The organism is Hyphomonas sp. UBA3195 (genome assembly GCF_002366485.1).
Classification (GTDB): domain Bacteria; phylum Pseudomonadota; class Alphaproteobacteria; order Caulobacterales; family Hyphomonadaceae; genus Hyphomonas.
On the sequence record NZ_DEXB01000003.1, the window covers coordinates 65,287 to 80,039 of the forward strand.

Genomic DNA, 14,753 nt, shown 5'->3' on the forward strand with positions numbered 1-14,753 from the left:
GCCGTCAGGATACGGCGGATGACGTTCGTGTGTGATTGCGGCCAGTACCATTTCTTGCGCATCCGCCAGCCATCAATGATGTCGCCCACCAGATAGAGCTGCTCGGATGTATGCGTCTTCATGAAGGCGCACAGCGCATCGGCCTGGCATCCGGCACTGCCGAGATGCACATCGGAGATGAAGATCGAACGATAATCAGGGCGAGGATTGGCACGGGTCATGATGCCCGCCCTTAAGTGCGTTCGGTATGAGTTTTATGACAGTTTACCCCCTATTTTCGTCACAAAAATGCAATAAAAACAGGGTTAACAAAAAGACTTGTCCTCCCCCTCCGCAGGCGGAGGTATAATCAGAGCATGGATGACGCCTTCGCCACTTTGCGAAACCTGCCGCCGCACCTGCGGCCGTACCGGTTCTGGATCTGGCTACAGGTCGTGATCCTCACCTTTCACGTGCGCCATATCCAGCGGGATATGCGCGCCATGATGGTGCGCATATCACCCCGCGGAGAGGTCGATATTGTCGCTGTCGGGGACGGGCCGGAAACGATCAAACCTGATCCGCTGGCCTTTGAGCTATCGAAGGGCTTCCGCCTGGCGATGGGGGAGTTGGATTTGGCTGTGCCAAGGGGCGAGCGGCTTCAGTCAGCCCCTGCCGTCACAATGCCACGTCGGCCCTGTGCGATCGGCACCCGCCTGCCGCGTCCCGACACCTGACGCGAAGTGTCCCGATGAAAACCCAACTGTCTTCCAAGCGCCTTCACGGGCGTCGCATGCGCAGGAACAGGCGGTCTAACCTTCCTTCACGCCCCCACCGCGCCGGGCGAGCCAGACACCACCCAGGATCAGGGCGAACGCGATCAGCGCCTGCCAGCTCTGTGTCTCTCGGAAGAAGACCCAGCCCAGCACGGCGCTGACCACTGGAATCGCATAGCCCGTCAGGGACAAGAATGTCGCGCTCGTCCGCGCGATCAGGTACATGTACAGCGCCTGTGCAATTGCCGTCGGGATCACGCCAAGCCCCACCACGGCGGCCCAATGCGTCCAGTCGGCATTGACCTCGGACGGGTGCACCGTGAAGGCCAGCGGCCACGAAACCACCGCCGCCAGCGTGACGAAACCGGTCGCGAACGGAATGGCCTCGATCCGGGGCGCGCCGCGCGCCATCAGGCTTGCAAGGGCGTAATTCATCGTCGCGAGGATCAGCAGCAGCTGCGCCACAACACTCGCATCGCCAAGCCCCTTCATCGCATCCGGCCCGAACAACACAGCCACACCCGCAAAACCGGTCAGCACGCCAATCGCGGTTCCGCGATTCATCCGTTCATCCGCAAACAGAAAGGTTGCCCCACTCACCACGAAGATCGGTACAGCGGCGGTATAAAGTGCGGCAAGGCTGGAATTGACCGTCTCCTGAGCGGTCGTGATCAGGAAGAAGGGAAAGACGGAGCCTGCGAGCCCCATCCCGATGATCGCCACCCAGCGCTTGCGGTCTCTCAATGGCGGCAATTTCTGCCCCCGTGCCAACATCAGCACCCACAGTACCGCCGCGCCAATCGTCAACCGCCCCGGCAGCACCCAGGCCACCGGCAGGCCCATATCCGGATTGCCCTTGTCCACCGCCACCCGGGTCAGCGCATAGGCCCCGGCCCAGAACAGGGTCAACAGAGCAAACAGCCCCCAATCAGCGGCAGAGCGACTTTGAAGCTGGGGCCCATTCATGGCATCGCCGCGCCGCGCGACGCCTCGATCATACTGTACCAGTCCGCACGGCTGAGCTGGATTTCCAGCGCGCGCGTCGCCGCCTTCAGGCGCGCCGGAGTCTGCGTGCCCAGCAAAACAATGGGCTGCGCCGGATGCATCAGAACGAAAGCCAGCGCCACTTCGCTGCGGCTCACGCCATGCCCGGCCGCGATCCTGTCGAGCGCCTGATGCACATCCACCAACCTTTCAGGATCATCAGGCTGCGGTCTATATCCATCGGCCAGCCGACCGCCCGCCAGCGGCGACCAAACCAGCGCCGCCGCACCGACTTCCTGGCACCAGTCCAGTGTGCCGTCTTCCAGGGGCGCCAGATGCAGGGCGGAAAATTCCGGCTGCGTGCTGACAAGCTTCGGCCCCAGATGTGCCTGCAATGCGCGGGTTTGCGCCACGGAGAAATTGGAGACTCCTGCTGCCCCGATCTTGCCGTCTGCCAGAAGCGTTTCCAGCGCATCGGCAACTTCCTCCCAAGGGGTCAACAGGTCCGGCCGGTGAATTTGGTAAAGGTCGATCTGCTCAACGCCAAGCCGCGCAAGCGACGCTTCGCAGGCCTCGATCAGGTATTTACGACTCGAATTGTAGGGCGCGGGGGGAATAATTCCGCCCTTGGTCGCCAATACCATTCTCGTGCGCCGCGCAGGATCGGCTTTCAACACCTTGCCCAGCAAGACCTCGGCCGCGCCAAATCCATCCCCGCCAAATCCGTAGATGTCAGCCGTGTCGATAAGAGTCATGCCCAGATCGAGCGCGGTCTCAACAAGATTCTCCGCATGGGACAATTCATGTCCCAAAAAGCGCCAGCAACCGAAGCCCAAAGCACCCGCGCGCAGTCCGCTCGTTCCGATCCCTACCTGACGCATGAAACCGCCTCCTCGTGACTTCAGGCCATAAGAGGCCGCTGAAGCCAAGTCCACGACTGATCTCTGTTAGCGAAAACAGGCAGTAAGCGGCGCGAGGCCGCATGGGCAGCGGGTGGACGAAATTGCGCGGGCGTCGTAAAGGGCCAGCAGATTTATAGCCTGCCGCTCCAAAGGAGATTTTTCATGGCCGCTCGCGTTGCAATCAATGGTTTTGGCCGCATTGGCCGTCTCGTCCTTCGTTCGATCATCGAGCATGACCGCAAGGACATCGAAGTCGTCTCGATCAACGACCTCGGTCCGGTGGCCACCAATGCCCACCTGCTCCAGTATGATTCCGTTCATGGCCGGTTGAACCAGACGGTCGAAGTGGACGGTGACACGATCATCGTCGGCGACCGCAAATTCCTCTGCACCGCCGTACGCGACCCCGCTGACCTGCCGCATGCCGAGCTGGATATCGACATCGCAATGGAATGTACCGGCATCTTCGCCGACAAGGAAAAAGCGTCTGCTCACCTCAAGGCGGGCGCCAAACGCGTGCTGGTCTCTGCTCCGGCGACAAATGCTGACAAGACCATCGTCTTCGGTGTGAACCACGACACGCTTACCAAAGATGATCTCGTCGTCTCCAACGCATCCTGCACCACCAACTGCCTGTCGCCCGTCGCCAAAGTGCTGAACGACACGGTCGGTATCAAGCGCGGCTACATGACGACGGTCCACTCCTATACGGGTGACCAGCCAACCCTCGACCGGATGCACAAGGACCTCTATCGCGGCCGCGCGGCTGCGATGTCCATGATCCCGACCTCGACCGGCGCAGCAAAAGCCGTTGGCCTGGTCCTGCCGGAACTGAAGGGCAAGCTCGACGGTTCCGCCATCCGCGTCCCAACGCCAAACGTCTCGATGATTGATCTCGTCTTCGATGCCGGCAAGCCAACCACGGTCGAAGAAGTGAACACGGCCATCAAGGCCGCCGCTGACGGTTCAATGAAAGGCGTGCTCGACTATACTGACAAGCCGCTCGTCTCCGCAGACTTCAACCACGATCCGCACTCGTCCACCTTTGCGCTCGACCAAACGCAGGTCATCGAAGGCACCATGGTTCGGGTACTGTCCTGGTACGACAATGAGTGGGGCTTCGCGACCCGCATGAGCGATACTGCCCTCGCCATGTCCAAACTCATCTAAAACCCTTCTCCAGAGCGCTTCCCAACCGGGAGGCGCTCTTTTTCCATGCCGCATCGCACCCGGTTGGCCGGGCATTCTGGAGGAAATACCATGTCCAGCTTCAAACGCCTTGCCGATGCCGGCGATCTGACCGGCAAGACCGCGCTTGTCCGAGTCGACTTCAATGTGCCCATGGAAAATGGCCTCGTCACCGATGACACGCGCCTGCGGGCCGCCATTGATACGGTGCAGACCCTGCGCACCCAGGGCGCCAAGGTCGCCCTGCTCGCACATTTCGGTCGCCCCAAGGGTGAGCGCGTTGCAGACATGAGCCTTGCGCCGATTGCAGGCGCCTTCGCCAAAGTGCTCGGCTCGAATGTCAGCTTTATCGCCGACTGCAAGGGCGAGCATGTGAAGCAGGCCATTGCTGATCTCGACCCTGCCGGCGTGATCCTTCTGGAGAACACCCGCTTCTATGCAGGCGAGGAAAAAGGCGACCCGGAACTGGCGAAAGAAATCGCCGCGCTCGGCGACATCTACGTCAATGATGCCTTCTCGGCCGCGCACCGCAAGCATGTCTCTACGGCTGTCCTCGCGACCCTCCTGCCCGCCTATGCAGGCGTGAACATGGAAGCTGAACTCGACGCGCTCGACAAGGCGCTCGGCACGCCGGAACGTCCCGTGCTGGCTGTGGTCGGCGGCGCGAAAGTCTCTTCCAAGATCGACCTTCTGAAAAACCTTGTCACCCAGGTCGACTCGCTGGCGATTGGCGGCGGCATGGCCAACACATTCCTGGCCGCGCAGGGGATCAGTGTCGGCAAGTCCCTCTGCGAGCATGATCTCGCTGAGACCGCCCGCGAGATCATGCAGGTCGCTAAAGAAAACAATTGCAATATCCTGCTTCCGGTCGATGTTGTTGTCGCGAAGGACTTCAAGGCTCACGCCGAGAATCGCACCTGCGCAACGGACGAGGTCGCAGACGATGAGATGATCCTCGACGCTGGCGTCAGGACGGTCGCACAGTTGGTTGCCGCGATGGGCAACTCAAAGACACTGGTCTGGAACGGGCCGCTCGGCGCGTTCGAACTGACCCCTTTTGACAAGGCCACCGTCGCAGCAGCGCAAGCCGCGGGTATCCGCGCAAGTGACGGCAAGCTAATCGCCGTCGCCGGAGGCGGCGATACCGTTGCCGCGCTCAATCATGCCGAGGCCGCCGACGAGTTCACCTTCGTCTCAACCGCAGGCGGCGCCTTCCTTGAATGGATGGAAGGCAAGCCCCTGCCCGGTGTGGAAGCCCTCAAAGCCTGATCCCTTTTGAGACAGCCTGCGGCAAATCGCGCAGGCGGCTGCAAATGACAACGTTCTCATCGGTTTGCTGCGCGGCGTCAGAAAAAATTGATGTTCCAGATGAAATCGATTTCAGGCCCTGAATCCCACACGTCTCTGGCAGTCCTTTCCCCCGAAACTGCCCGTACTGCCTGAGATTCGGGCGGGTGCGAGCGCGCTCACATCAATCCCTGTCAGCCTGTTGACCCAGAAGACAGGCACGGTACTTGAATGCAAAGTTTGCAAATTCCACGCATGCAAGGGACGCCCCGTTAAAATCATGACCAATCCTCAAATGGCCCGGCAGATTGCCGACAAGAATGGCTTCATCGCAGCGCTTGATCAGTCGGGTGGCTCCACCCCCAAGGCTCTGCGCCTCTACGGCGTGAACGAAGACGCCTATTCCAATGACGAAGAAATGTTCGGCCTGATCCATGAGATGCGTGCCCGCATCATCAAGGCACCAGCCTTCAATGGCGAAAAGGTCATTGGCGCGATCCTGTTTGAACGCACCATGGATGGCGAAGTCGATGGCACGCCAACCGCCGAATACCTCTGGAACGCCCATAAGGTCGTTCCCTTCCTGAAAGTCGACAAAGGCCTCGCAGACGAAGCCAATGGCGTCCAGATGATGAAGCCGATGCCGGACCTCGATCACCTGCTCGAACGCGCGGTCGGCAAGGGTATCTTCGGTACCAAGATGCGCTCGGTTATCAATGCCGCCAATCAGGAAGGCATTGCTGCCATCGTTGCACAGCAGTTTGACGTTGGCCGCCAGATCTTGGGCCACGGCCTGATGCCGATCATCGAGCCTGAGGTCACGATCACGATTGCCGACAAGGCCGAGGCCGAGGATATTCTCCTGGCCGAGATCGCCAAGCAGCTCGACGCGCTGGGCGAGGACAAGCAGGTAATGCTGAAACTGTCCCTGCCGACCAAAGCAAACCAGTACAAGTCGCTGGTCGATCATCCGCGCGTGATGCGCGTTGTCGCGCTTTCCGGTGGATATTCTCGCGAAGATGCCTGCGCCAAGCTTGCCAATAATTCCGGCATGATTGCCAGCTTCTCCCGCGCCCTGACCGAAGGCCTCTCGGCCCAGCAAAGCGACGAAGAGTTCAATTCCACGCTTGCCGCCACGATTGATTGCATTTGTGCGGCATCCAGCGCCGGATAGGCCGGGTTTGTCCTAGACTCGCGCCCGACGCGAAAGCAAAGTGCCGCCCATGTTAAACATGAGGCGGCATTTTTTGTTCGCCAATCGATTGGGGACTTAAAGGCATGATCAAACACACCGTAACAGGCGCGGTATCCGCGCTGTCGCTCCTGGCGGCTGCTTCTTGCATGGCAACCGTCGAGCCGACAGCGTTGGAACAGGCAGAGGCAAACACGCCAAGTCTGCAGGACGAAGCCAGCGCGATGCTGGCCGAGCTCGTCGTCAATCCGGCCTCTGCGGAAGTGTTCGAATCCCGTTGCGAGAATGCGATGCTGCTCGCCGGAAAGTTCATCACCGATCTTGAAACCCGCGACACGCCGCCCGGTGTTCAGGACATTCAGGATTTTGACTTGCTGACAAATGTCGCCTTTTCGGTTGGCTACGGAGAAGCGGCTATCGTGGCCGAAGCAAACCCGGACGAAGCGTTGAGGGAAGTCGGCAGCGCATGTCAGGAAGACACAGCCAGCATTATCTCGACGCTCTCCCTGTCCGGCCCCATCTACGAACGCATGGTCGCGATTGATGCCGACGCCCTCGATGATCGCTCCGCCCTCATGTTGTCCCGCATTCTGAGAGACTATCGGCGCAGCGGTGTCGACAAGGACGAAGCGACGCGAACGCGCGTAGAGGAACTGAACGCCGAACTGGCGGAGATCAGCACTGAGTTCAGCAAAAACCTCCGCGAAATTGTCGGACAGGTCGAAGTCGATTCAGTCGACGCGCTGGAGGGACTGCCACAGGATTATATCGACGCCCACACGCCCAATGAGGATGGCAAGATCGTCATCACGACCAACTATCCGGACTTGATGCCTGTCTTCAACTACTCCCCGAACGAAGACTTGAAGAAATCCCTCTTCATTGCCTCGGCCAACCGTGCGTATCCGGAGAATGTAGAGCCACTCCGGAAACTGCTCGAGAAGCGCTACGAACTTGCACAATTGCTGGGCTATGAAAATTACGCAGCCTATATCACCGAAGACAAGATGACGGGCTCGCCAGAGGTAGCCATCGACTTCCTCGACGGTGTCGAAGCCGCCGCCCGAAACGCCGCTGAAATCGAATACGAACGCCTGCTAGCTTTTCAACAAAACAGTAATCCCGACGCGACGCAGGTCAGCCAGTGGCACAGCGGCTATCTTTCAGAACAGATTCGCCAAACCGACTATGCGCTCGACGCCCAGGAAGTGCGCCAGTACTTCGCCTACAATGACGTTCGGTCAGGCATATTTTCGTTGGTACAGGACCTGTTCGAAGTCGAGATACGTGACTGGACCGATGCTCCGATTTGGCAGGAAACCGTAACCGCTCACGAAATCTACAAGGATGGCGAACTGGTCGGCCGTTTCTTCCTCGACATGCATCCCCGCGAGGGCAAGTTCAAACACGCGGCCGCCTTCCCCATTCGGTTCGGCCCAACATCTGAAGGCGTGCCAGTTGCCTCACTGATGTGCAACTTCCCTGCGGGCGATCATACGACCGGTCTGATGGAGCATAGACAGGTCGAAACCTTCCTCCATGAATTCGGCCACCTCATCCATGCGATGTTCTCTGGCCAACCAGACTACGCCGATCTCAGCATGAGCAGCCTTGAATGGGATTTCATTGAAGCCCCGTCACAGATGCTGGAAAACTGGGTGTGGGATTATGATACGCTGGCAAAGTTCGCCGTAAACTCCGACGGCGAAATCATTCCCGTCGAACTGGTCGAGAAGATGAACGCCGCGCGTGACTTCGGCACCGGCCTCGGCACGCTCCGTCAGCTGACCTATGCCGGCGTCTCGATGAATTACTATAATCGCCCACCCTCTGAGGTCGATTTCGAGAAGATCTGGCTTGAACAGGAAGCTGGCCTCAGCCCGTTCGAGACCCTGCCGGACCTCCATCGGTATGCCAGCTTTGGGCACCTCGATGGCTATTCTGCGATCTACTACACTTATCAATGGTCACTCGCGATCGCGACAGACATGTTCAAGCAGTTCGAAGCAAACGGCTTGCGCGACGAAGTCACCGCTGAACGCTATCGGGAACTGGTCCTAAGCGCCGGATCATCAAAACCGGCCGCCGAACTCGTGCATGATTTCCTTGGGCGCGATTGGTCGCCTAGAGCGTATGAGCAGCACTTGATCGACGCCGCGGCGTCCGCACCCAGTGTGGAAGCTGAAAAGGACTAGCAGTGATGTTGGAGATGCGTCCGAACTGTGAACGCTGCGATACCGATTTGCCGCCGGATGAAGCCGGAGCGTTTATCTGCTCGTTCGAATGCACGTTCTGCTCTGATTGCATGGACGGTCCTCTCGATGGTCGCTGCCCGAACTGCGGCGGCGACCTCGAGCCCCGGCCGATGCGGCGCAGCAAGCCACTCGACGCCTACCCCGCCAGCACGCAGCGGGTTTTGAAGACTTCCGGCTAGGCACGCCCTGCGCTATAGCGCGCGCCATGAGCAAGACCGAAGACTATGTCCGCCCGCGCACGCGGCTTTACCTGATAACTCCGCCCCGCATCGAAGATGTGGAGAGCTTTGCAGCCCTATTGGAAACGGCATTGTCAGCGGGCGATGTCGCCTGTCTCCAACTGCGCCTGAAGGCTGATACCGGCGAGATCGACGTCGACGCCACCCGCGCCGTTGGCGCAGCCGTTACAGAAATGGCCCAGGCCTACGGCGTTGCCGTGCTGGTCAATGACAGCGCCGAACTTGCCGTCGAGATAGGTGCAGATGGCGTTCATGTCGGGATGGATGACATGCCGGTCAAGAAAGCCCGGGAGATCGTCGGCCCGGACATGATTATCGGCGCAACCGCCAAGAACTCACGTCATGCTGCCATGCAGGCATGCGAGGCTGGCGCAGATTATGTCGCCTTTGGTGCGTTCTTCCCGACCCGCACCAAGACCGGTACGGTCGAGGCGAATCCGGACCTTCTGGAAATATGGCAGGAAAGCATGGAAGTGCCCTGTGTCGCGATTGGTGGCATCACAGTCGAAAACGCCGAGCCGCTCGCTGTAGCTGGCGCTGATTTTCTCGCGGTCTCATCCGGGGTCTGGGATCATCCTGAAGGCGCGCCGGTAGCGATTGCCCACTTCAATGCGCTTCTTGACCGGCTCGATGCATCGAAGGCCTGACGCTGCAAGCTCGCTGTAAAACCCTGCATGAACCGGTCCCGCATTAACACTCCGCCCGCTTGACCGTTTCGGGCCAAAGGCTTACGCCCCCGCCAAACCTTCAAAAGGACACGCCCCAATGGTCAAGATCAATGGTAATGAAATCAAGCCCGGCAACGTCATCGAGCATGACGGCACGGTCTGGCGCGCCCTGAAGACGGCGTCGGTCAAGCCCGGCAAGGGCGGCGCGTTCAATCAGGTCGAATTGCGCAACCTGCTAAATGGATCGAAATCGAACGTGCGCTTCCGTTCTTCCGAGACCGTTGAGAAGGTCCGTCTGGAGCAGAAAGACCATCAATTCCTGTTTGCGGACGATGACGCTTTCACCTTCATGGACCAGGAAAGCTTTGAACAGATCGCGATCCAGCGAGACTTTATCGGCGACCAGGGCGCTTTCTTGCAGGACGGCATGACCGTCTCCATTGAGTTTTATGGCGAGACGCCGATTGGTGTTGATCTGCCGGAACAGGTGATCCTCGAAGTTCAGGAAACCGAGCCGGTTGTGAAAGGCCAGACGGCTGCCAACAGCTTCAAACCCGCAATCTGTGACGGCGGCGTCCGGGTCATGGTTCCGCCCTTTGTCGGCACCGGCGAACGCATTGTCGTCCAGACAGCCGATTCCACTTATCTCCGTCGCTCCGACTAGGAACTCCCATGTCCAAACCCTCCCCCGTTGGCACCGTCATGATCGCCGCTGCACGTGCAGCTGGCCGTTCGCTTGCCCGTGATTTCGGCGAAGTCGAAAATCTGCAAGTGTCCAAGAAGGGCCCGGCAGACTTTGTCTCCAACGCCGATCATCGCGCCGAAGAAATCATCTACTCAGCGCTCGCGAAGGCGCGGCCCGGCTATGGCTTTGTCATGGAAGAACGGGGCATTGTCGAAGGCACAGACAAGTCGAACAGATTCATCGTGGATCCTCTCGACGGTACGCTGAACTTCCTGCACGGCCAGCCGCACTATGCAGTCTCCATTGCGCTCGAGCGCGAAGGCAAGCTATTGACCGGAGTGGTCTATGATGTCGCGAAGAACGAGATCTTCTGGGCTGAGACCGGACGCGGCGCATGGCTGGAGAACCGCAAGCTGCGTGTTGCCGCTCGCACCCGCCTCAATGAGGCTGTGGTGGCCACCGGAACGCCCTGGCACGGCAAAGCCGAAGAAATGCACGCGAATTTTGCCCGCGAAATGCTTGCGATGACGCCGGCATGCGCTGGCATCCGCCGCTATGGCTCCGCAGCTCTGGATCTCGCTTACGTCGCCGCGGGACGGTTTGACGGATTCTGGGAACGCGACCTGAAACCCTGGGACATTGCTGCAGGCATCGTGCTGGTGCGCGAAGCGGGCGGAACCGTTGCCGAAATCGATGGCGGCGACTTCATGAAGACCGGCTCGGTTCTGGCTGCCAATGAAGAGCTCCATCCGTTGATCGAACAGCAGCTGCGCCATGCTGCGGCCTTCGCGCGGAAAGCGGACTAAACCCTTCCGTAGCGGCAAGGCCTCCTGACACCAGAAAGATCGTGACACCCGCGTCATTTTTTGGCCTTATAGGCTGAAAAAATGGGCAGGAAGCAGTCATGATACATACCGATACCGACGTTCTCATCATCGGAGCGGGCCTTTCCGGCATCGGCGCCGCGGTTCATCTCGAAAAGAAGTGTCCAGGCCTCGGCTATCAGATATTCGAGCAGCGTGGCGCAATTGGCGGCACTTGGGACCTGTTTCGCTATCCGGGCATTCGATCTGACAGCGACATGCATACGCTCGGTTACAACTTCAAACCGTGGACCGAAGCGAAGGCCATTGCCGATGGGCCTTCGATCCGGAAATATGTCGCGGACACCGCCAACGAATATGGCGTCACACCCCACATCAAATTCAACACGGCCATCGTCGCCGCCAACTGGTCCACGCCCGACCAAGCCTGGCATGTGACGCACGAGGATGAATTTGGTGCGCGTTCAATCACGACGTGTCGTTTCCTGTTCATGTGCGGCGGCTACTACCGCTATGACGAGGGCTATCGGCCGGACTTCCCGGGCGAAGACGCCTTCAAGGGCCAATTCATTCATCCGCAGCATTGGCCGGAAGACCTCGACTATTCCGGCAAGAAAGTCGTCATCATCGGATCTGGCGCGACCGCCATGACACTGGTGCCTGCCATGACCGACAAGGCTGCGCACGTCACCATGCTCCAGCGCTCGCCAACCTATGTTGTTTCGCGCCCGGCGGTAGACAAGTTCGCCAATTTCCTGCGCAAGATACTGCCTGACAGCTGGGCCTACTCCTTCATCCGCTGGCGGAATGTCCTGCTGCAGCAATTTTTCTTCAAACAGACCCGTTCAAATCCCGACAAGGCCCGCGAGCGGCTGATCGGCATGGTGAAAGAAGAACTCGGCCCGGACTATCCAGTCGAGACCCATTTCAATCCGTCCTATAACCCGTGGGAACAGCGGTTATGCCTCGTGCCGGATTCCGATCTTTTCAATGCGCTGAAGTCTGGCAAGGCGAGCGTGGAGACCGATCACATCGAGACGTTCACCCACAACGGGATAAAGCTGAAATCCGGCAAGGAGATCGGGGCCGACATCGTCGTCACCGCGACCGGCCTGCAATTGCAGTTCATGAATGGCGTGGACGTGTCCGTTGATGGCACCCGCACAGATGCTGGACGGCTCTTGAACTATAAGGGCGTGATGCTGTCCAACATGCCAAATCTGGCGGTCACCTTCGGCTACACCAACGCCTCATGGACCCTGAAGGCCGACCTGACATCTGAATATGTCTGTCGCCTTCTGAATTACATGGACCAGCATGGTTACACGTCGGCCATGCCGAAACTTGAGCAATATCCAAACCAGACCGAACCGTTCGTGGACTTTTCATCTGGGTATTTCCAACGCGTCATGGACCAGTTTCCCCGCCAGCACACGGAAAAACCGTGGAAGCTGCACCAGAACTACAGCGCTGACGTCAAGAACCTGCGCCGAGGGCCAATCGCCGATGGCGTGATGGATTTCACAAAGGCCGAAGAGGCCGTCAGCAAGCCGCGCGTCTTGCAAGCCGCAGAATAGCGTTTTGCTATATTTCTTTTCTCGGGCTCCCTATATTGAAAATACAGGGTCTTGATGAAGGGAACAAAGATATGTGGCTATGGCTGTTATGGTGGTGCGTAGACGATCATCTCGCAGCGGCGCTGGATGCGCCGGGGTTGGGAGAACTGCCCATCTGGGTGCCGCTGGTTCTGTCACTTGCCTTCGCCTTCACGATTGATGGCAAGGTCAAGAAACTCCGCAAGAAATAGGTGGGTCAACCTTCTGCAAACTGCAATTCAGCGAGGCGGGCATACAGGCCGCCCCTGGCCACGAGTTCCTCGTGACTGCCTTCCTCGACGATGCGTCCATTTTCCATCACGATGATCCGGTCAGCCCGACGCACCGTGGAGAGCCTGTGTGCGATCACCAGTGTGGTGCGGCCCTCGGCGGCGTTGGAAATGGCCCGGCGCACAGCCGCTTCGCTTTCGGAATCGAGCGCTGAGGTGGCTTCATCCAGCAAGAGCACCGGCGCATCGCGCACAAGCGCCCTGGCGAGCGCAATACGCTGACGCTGGCCGCCTGACAGACTCCTCCCCTTCTGGCCAAGATCCGTCGCAAGCCCGTCTTTTTCAGCAAGGAAGTCGAACGCTTCAGCCATGCGAGCAGCCTGCTCAAGCAAGGCCTCGTCAGGCGTGTCGGTACCAAAGCCGATATTCTGCGCTGCAGTGCCTGTGAACAACGCCGATTCCTGTGGCGCATAGGCAAATTGCTGACGCCAGTCACGCGGATCAGCCTGCATGGCTGAAACTCCGTCAAGTGTGACCGCGCCTGATGGCACATCGAACAGGCGCAAGGCCAGGCGAAAGACCGTCGTCTTGCCTGCGCCGCTCGGCCCGACAAGCGCCACAAACTCGCCCGGCTTTACCGACAGGGAGAAATGATCAAGCGCCGAGACAGCTTCATCGCCATAGCGGAAAGTAACATCCTCAAAGGCAAGCGCGCCGGTCACCTTGCCCGGCAGTGCGACAGGGTTTTCTGGTGCGGTGATTTCGGGTTCAGCGTTGAGCACTTCAGCGGCACGGTCGGCCGCGCCGGCCGCACGCATGACTTCGCCATAGACTTCCGCCAGCATGCCAAAGCCCGATCCTGCATAAAGCGCGTAGAGCACCATGGAGGCGAGATCGCCAAAGCTCATGGACCCAGTTGCGACGGCCCGCGCGCCCATCCAGAGCACACCCACAAAGCCGCCAAACAGCAGCACAGAGACCAAAACGATCATCAGCGACCGCGCCCCGATCCGGCGCATCGCCGCATCAAACGTCGCCTCGACCGCCTCGGTAAATGCTCCCAGCCGGCTTTGTTCCCGATTATAGGCCTGAACCAGTTCGATTGCGTCTAGCGCCTCGGCAGCTTCCGCGCCCGCATCCGCCAATCGTGACTGCGCCCGGTTCGACATCTTCCGGATCACCCGGCCAATCGCCATGACGGGCAGAACGGCCACCGGCAACATGGCCAGCAAGGTGAGGCCGAGCTTCCAGTTCACGACCAGCATCATGGTCAGCGCGCCCGTAGTGGTCAGCAGCGTCCGTGCAGCCAATGACGCCGACGAGCCAAGAAAGGTTTCGATCAGCGTGATGTCTGCTGTCAGGCGCGACACCGCCTCGCCAGACCGCATCTGCGAATGATAGCGGGGCGACAGTTTCAGCAGGTGCGCATAAAGATCCTTGCGCAGGTCGGCCGCAATCCGTTCGCCAAAGCGTGACACGAAATAGAACCGGATCGCGCCAAGCACGCCTGACAGAATGGCCGCCAGCGCAACCCAGAGAAATGCGCGGTCGACCAGCGCCAACAATTCCTCGGCGCTGCCCTGCGCGGCCTGGCCCGCATCCGCGGCGCTGCCGAGCAGCAAAGGTATCGCGAGACTAACGGCCGCCGCCGCCACCAGGAATACGAGTGCGATGGACACGGTCACCCAATGACGGGCGACATAGGGCATCAGCAAGGCCAGTGGTTTCAACGACTTTGCCTTGGGCCGGTTGATCGCTTCGCCGCCTGCTGGTTCTGTTGCACGGCGGTCTTCTGTGAAGGAGCTGTCTGTATCGGTCATGCCCGTCTATAAGTCCTTTCAGATTCCCTGCCAGCAGCCTCTTGCAGAGGTCGCGTCTTTCAGTTACACGCGCCACTTCGAAAACAGGCTGAGACAAGCCCGCGCACCCAAGCGATGGCAGCGCGGTTG

At 59.5% G+C, this 14,753-nt stretch carries 14 protein-coding genes and 1 pseudogene; 11 read left to right on the forward strand and 4 right to left on the reverse strand.

What is annotated here, in order from left to right:
• A pseudogene (locus tag B2344_RS01420) lies at positions 1–221 on the reverse strand (UDP-2,3-diacylglucosamine diphosphatase); the annotation flags it as partial.
• A 135-nt stretch (positions 222–356) separates the two neighbouring features.
• On the opposite strand from B2344_RS01420, the gene B2344_RS01425 reads away from it, so the two are divergent.
• Complete coding sequence (locus B2344_RS01425) at positions 357–716, forward strand: hypothetical protein (protein ID WP_206991558.1); 360 nt, start codon at positions 357–359, stop codon at positions 714–716.
• Between the two features lie 75 nt (positions 717–791).
• On the opposite strand, the gene B2344_RS01430 is transcribed toward B2344_RS01425, so the two are convergent.
• Both B2344_RS01430 and B2344_RS01435 read right to left on the reverse strand, forming a co-directional pair.
• Positions 792–1,721 carry a DMT family transporter gene (locus tag B2344_RS01430; protein WP_290484520.1) on the reverse strand — a complete coding sequence of 310 codons (930 nt, stop codon included), beginning with the start codon at positions 1,719–1,721 and terminating at the stop codon, positions 792–794.
• Positions 1,718–2,620 (reverse strand): aldo/keto reductase, encoded by a 903-nt coding sequence (locus tag B2344_RS01435; RefSeq protein ID WP_206991560.1) that lies wholly within the window; start codon positions 2,618–2,620, stop codon positions 1,718–1,720. The genes B2344_RS01430 and B2344_RS01435 overlap by 4 nt, the downstream gene beginning before the upstream one ends.
• Positions 2,621–2,803: 183 nt before the next feature.
• Between B2344_RS01435 and gap the strand changes: the two genes are divergently transcribed.
• From gap to B2344_RS01485, 10 genes are all read left to right on the forward strand, one after another.
• A complete protein-coding gene (gene gap, locus B2344_RS01440) occupies positions 2,804–3,811 on the forward strand; it encodes a type I glyceraldehyde-3-phosphate dehydrogenase (protein ID WP_290483070.1) in 1,008 nt (335 codons plus the stop codon).
• Between the two features lie 90 nt (positions 3,812–3,901).
• Positions 3,902–5,098 carry a phosphoglycerate kinase gene (locus B2344_RS01445; RefSeq protein WP_290484521.1) on the forward strand — a complete coding sequence of 399 codons (1,197 nt, stop codon included), beginning with the start codon at positions 3,902–3,904 and terminating at the stop codon, positions 5,096–5,098.
• Between the two features lie 298 nt (positions 5,099–5,396).
• Complete coding sequence (locus tag B2344_RS01450; RefSeq protein WP_290483071.1) at positions 5,397–6,290, forward strand: fructose bisphosphate aldolase; 894 nt, start codon at positions 5,397–5,399, stop codon at positions 6,288–6,290.
• Between the two features lie 104 nt (positions 6,291–6,394).
• Positions 6,395–8,503 carry a M3 family metallopeptidase gene (locus B2344_RS01455; protein WP_290484522.1) on the forward strand — a complete coding sequence of 703 codons (2,109 nt, stop codon included), beginning with the start codon at positions 6,395–6,397 and terminating at the stop codon, positions 8,501–8,503.
• 5 nt (positions 8,504–8,508) lie between these two features.
• A complete protein-coding gene (locus B2344_RS01460; protein WP_290484523.1) occupies positions 8,509–8,742 on the forward strand; it encodes a DUF1272 domain-containing protein in 234 nt (77 codons plus the stop codon).
• A gap of 26 nt (positions 8,743–8,768) precedes the next feature.
• Positions 8,769–9,449: a thiamine phosphate synthase gene (gene thiE / locus B2344_RS01465; protein WP_290484524.1), complete on the forward strand. Its 681-nt coding sequence runs from the start codon at positions 8,769–8,771 to the stop codon at positions 9,447–9,449.
• A 118-nt stretch (positions 9,450–9,567) separates the two neighbouring features.
• Positions 9,568–10,134 (forward strand): elongation factor P, encoded by a 567-nt coding sequence (gene efp, locus B2344_RS01470; RefSeq protein ID WP_034814737.1) that lies wholly within the window; start codon positions 9,568–9,570, stop codon positions 10,132–10,134.
• Positions 10,135–10,142: 8 nt separating this feature from the next.
• Positions 10,143–10,961 (forward strand): inositol monophosphatase family protein, encoded by an 819-nt coding sequence (locus tag B2344_RS01475; protein ID WP_034814734.1) that lies wholly within the window; start codon positions 10,143–10,145, stop codon positions 10,959–10,961.
• A gap of 98 nt (positions 10,962–11,059) precedes the next feature.
• Positions 11,060–12,556 (forward strand): flavin-containing monooxygenase, encoded by a 1,497-nt coding sequence (locus B2344_RS01480; RefSeq protein ID WP_290484525.1) that lies wholly within the window; start codon positions 11,060–11,062, stop codon positions 12,554–12,556.
• A 71-nt stretch (positions 12,557–12,627) separates the two neighbouring features.
• A complete protein-coding gene (locus B2344_RS01485) occupies positions 12,628–12,786 on the forward strand; it encodes a hypothetical protein (RefSeq protein WP_198019785.1) in 159 nt (52 codons plus the stop codon).
• A gap of 5 nt (positions 12,787–12,791) precedes the next feature.
• On the opposite strand, the gene B2344_RS01490 is transcribed toward B2344_RS01485, so the two are convergent.
• The gene (locus B2344_RS01490; RefSeq protein WP_290484526.1) at positions 12,792–14,624 is read right to left on the reverse strand and encodes an ABC transporter transmembrane domain-containing protein; all 1,833 of its coding nucleotides are present in this window, start codon (positions 14,622–14,624) and stop codon (positions 12,792–12,794) included.
• Between the last annotated feature and the right edge of the window lie 129 nt (positions 14,625–14,753).

What these genes read in the sequence shown, in the direction of transcription:
- B2344_RS01425 (WP_206991558.1), top strand. Translation starts at nt 357, where the DNA reads ATGGATGACGCCTTCGCCACTTTGCGAAACCTGCCGCCGCACCTGCGG.
- B2344_RS01430 (WP_290484520.1), bottom strand. Translation starts at nt 1,721, where the DNA reads ATGAATGGGCCCCAGCTTCAAAGTCGCTCTGCCGCTGATTGGGGGCTG.
- B2344_RS01435 (WP_206991560.1), bottom strand. Translation starts at nt 2,620, where the DNA reads ATGCGTCAGGTAGGGATCGGAACGAGCGGACTGCGCGCGGGTGCTTTG.
- gap (WP_290483070.1), top strand. Translation starts at nt 2,804, where the DNA reads ATGGCCGCTCGCGTTGCAATCAATGGTTTTGGCCGCATTGGCCGTCTC.
- B2344_RS01445 (WP_290484521.1), top strand. Translation starts at nt 3,902, where the DNA reads ATGTCCAGCTTCAAACGCCTTGCCGATGCCGGCGATCTGACCGGCAAG.
- B2344_RS01450 (WP_290483071.1), top strand. Translation starts at nt 5,397, where the DNA reads ATGACCAATCCTCAAATGGCCCGGCAGATTGCCGACAAGAATGGCTTC.
- B2344_RS01455 (WP_290484522.1), top strand. Translation starts at nt 6,395, where the DNA reads ATGATCAAACACACCGTAACAGGCGCGGTATCCGCGCTGTCGCTCCTG.
- B2344_RS01460 (WP_290484523.1), top strand. Translation starts at nt 8,509, where the DNA reads ATGTTGGAGATGCGTCCGAACTGTGAACGCTGCGATACCGATTTGCCG.
- thiE (WP_290484524.1), top strand. Translation starts at nt 8,769, where the DNA reads ATGAGCAAGACCGAAGACTATGTCCGCCCGCGCACGCGGCTTTACCTG.
- efp (WP_034814737.1), top strand. Translation starts at nt 9,568, where the DNA reads ATGGTCAAGATCAATGGTAATGAAATCAAGCCCGGCAACGTCATCGAG.
- B2344_RS01475 (WP_034814734.1), top strand. Translation starts at nt 10,143, where the DNA reads ATGTCCAAACCCTCCCCCGTTGGCACCGTCATGATCGCCGCTGCACGT.
- B2344_RS01480 (WP_290484525.1), top strand. Translation starts at nt 11,060, where the DNA reads ATGATACATACCGATACCGACGTTCTCATCATCGGAGCGGGCCTTTCC.
- B2344_RS01485 (WP_198019785.1), top strand. Translation starts at nt 12,628, where the DNA reads ATGTGGCTATGGCTGTTATGGTGGTGCGTAGACGATCATCTCGCAGCG.
- B2344_RS01490 (WP_290484526.1), bottom strand. Translation starts at nt 14,624, where the DNA reads ATGACCGATACAGACAGCTCCTTCACAGAAGACCGCCGTGCAACAGAA.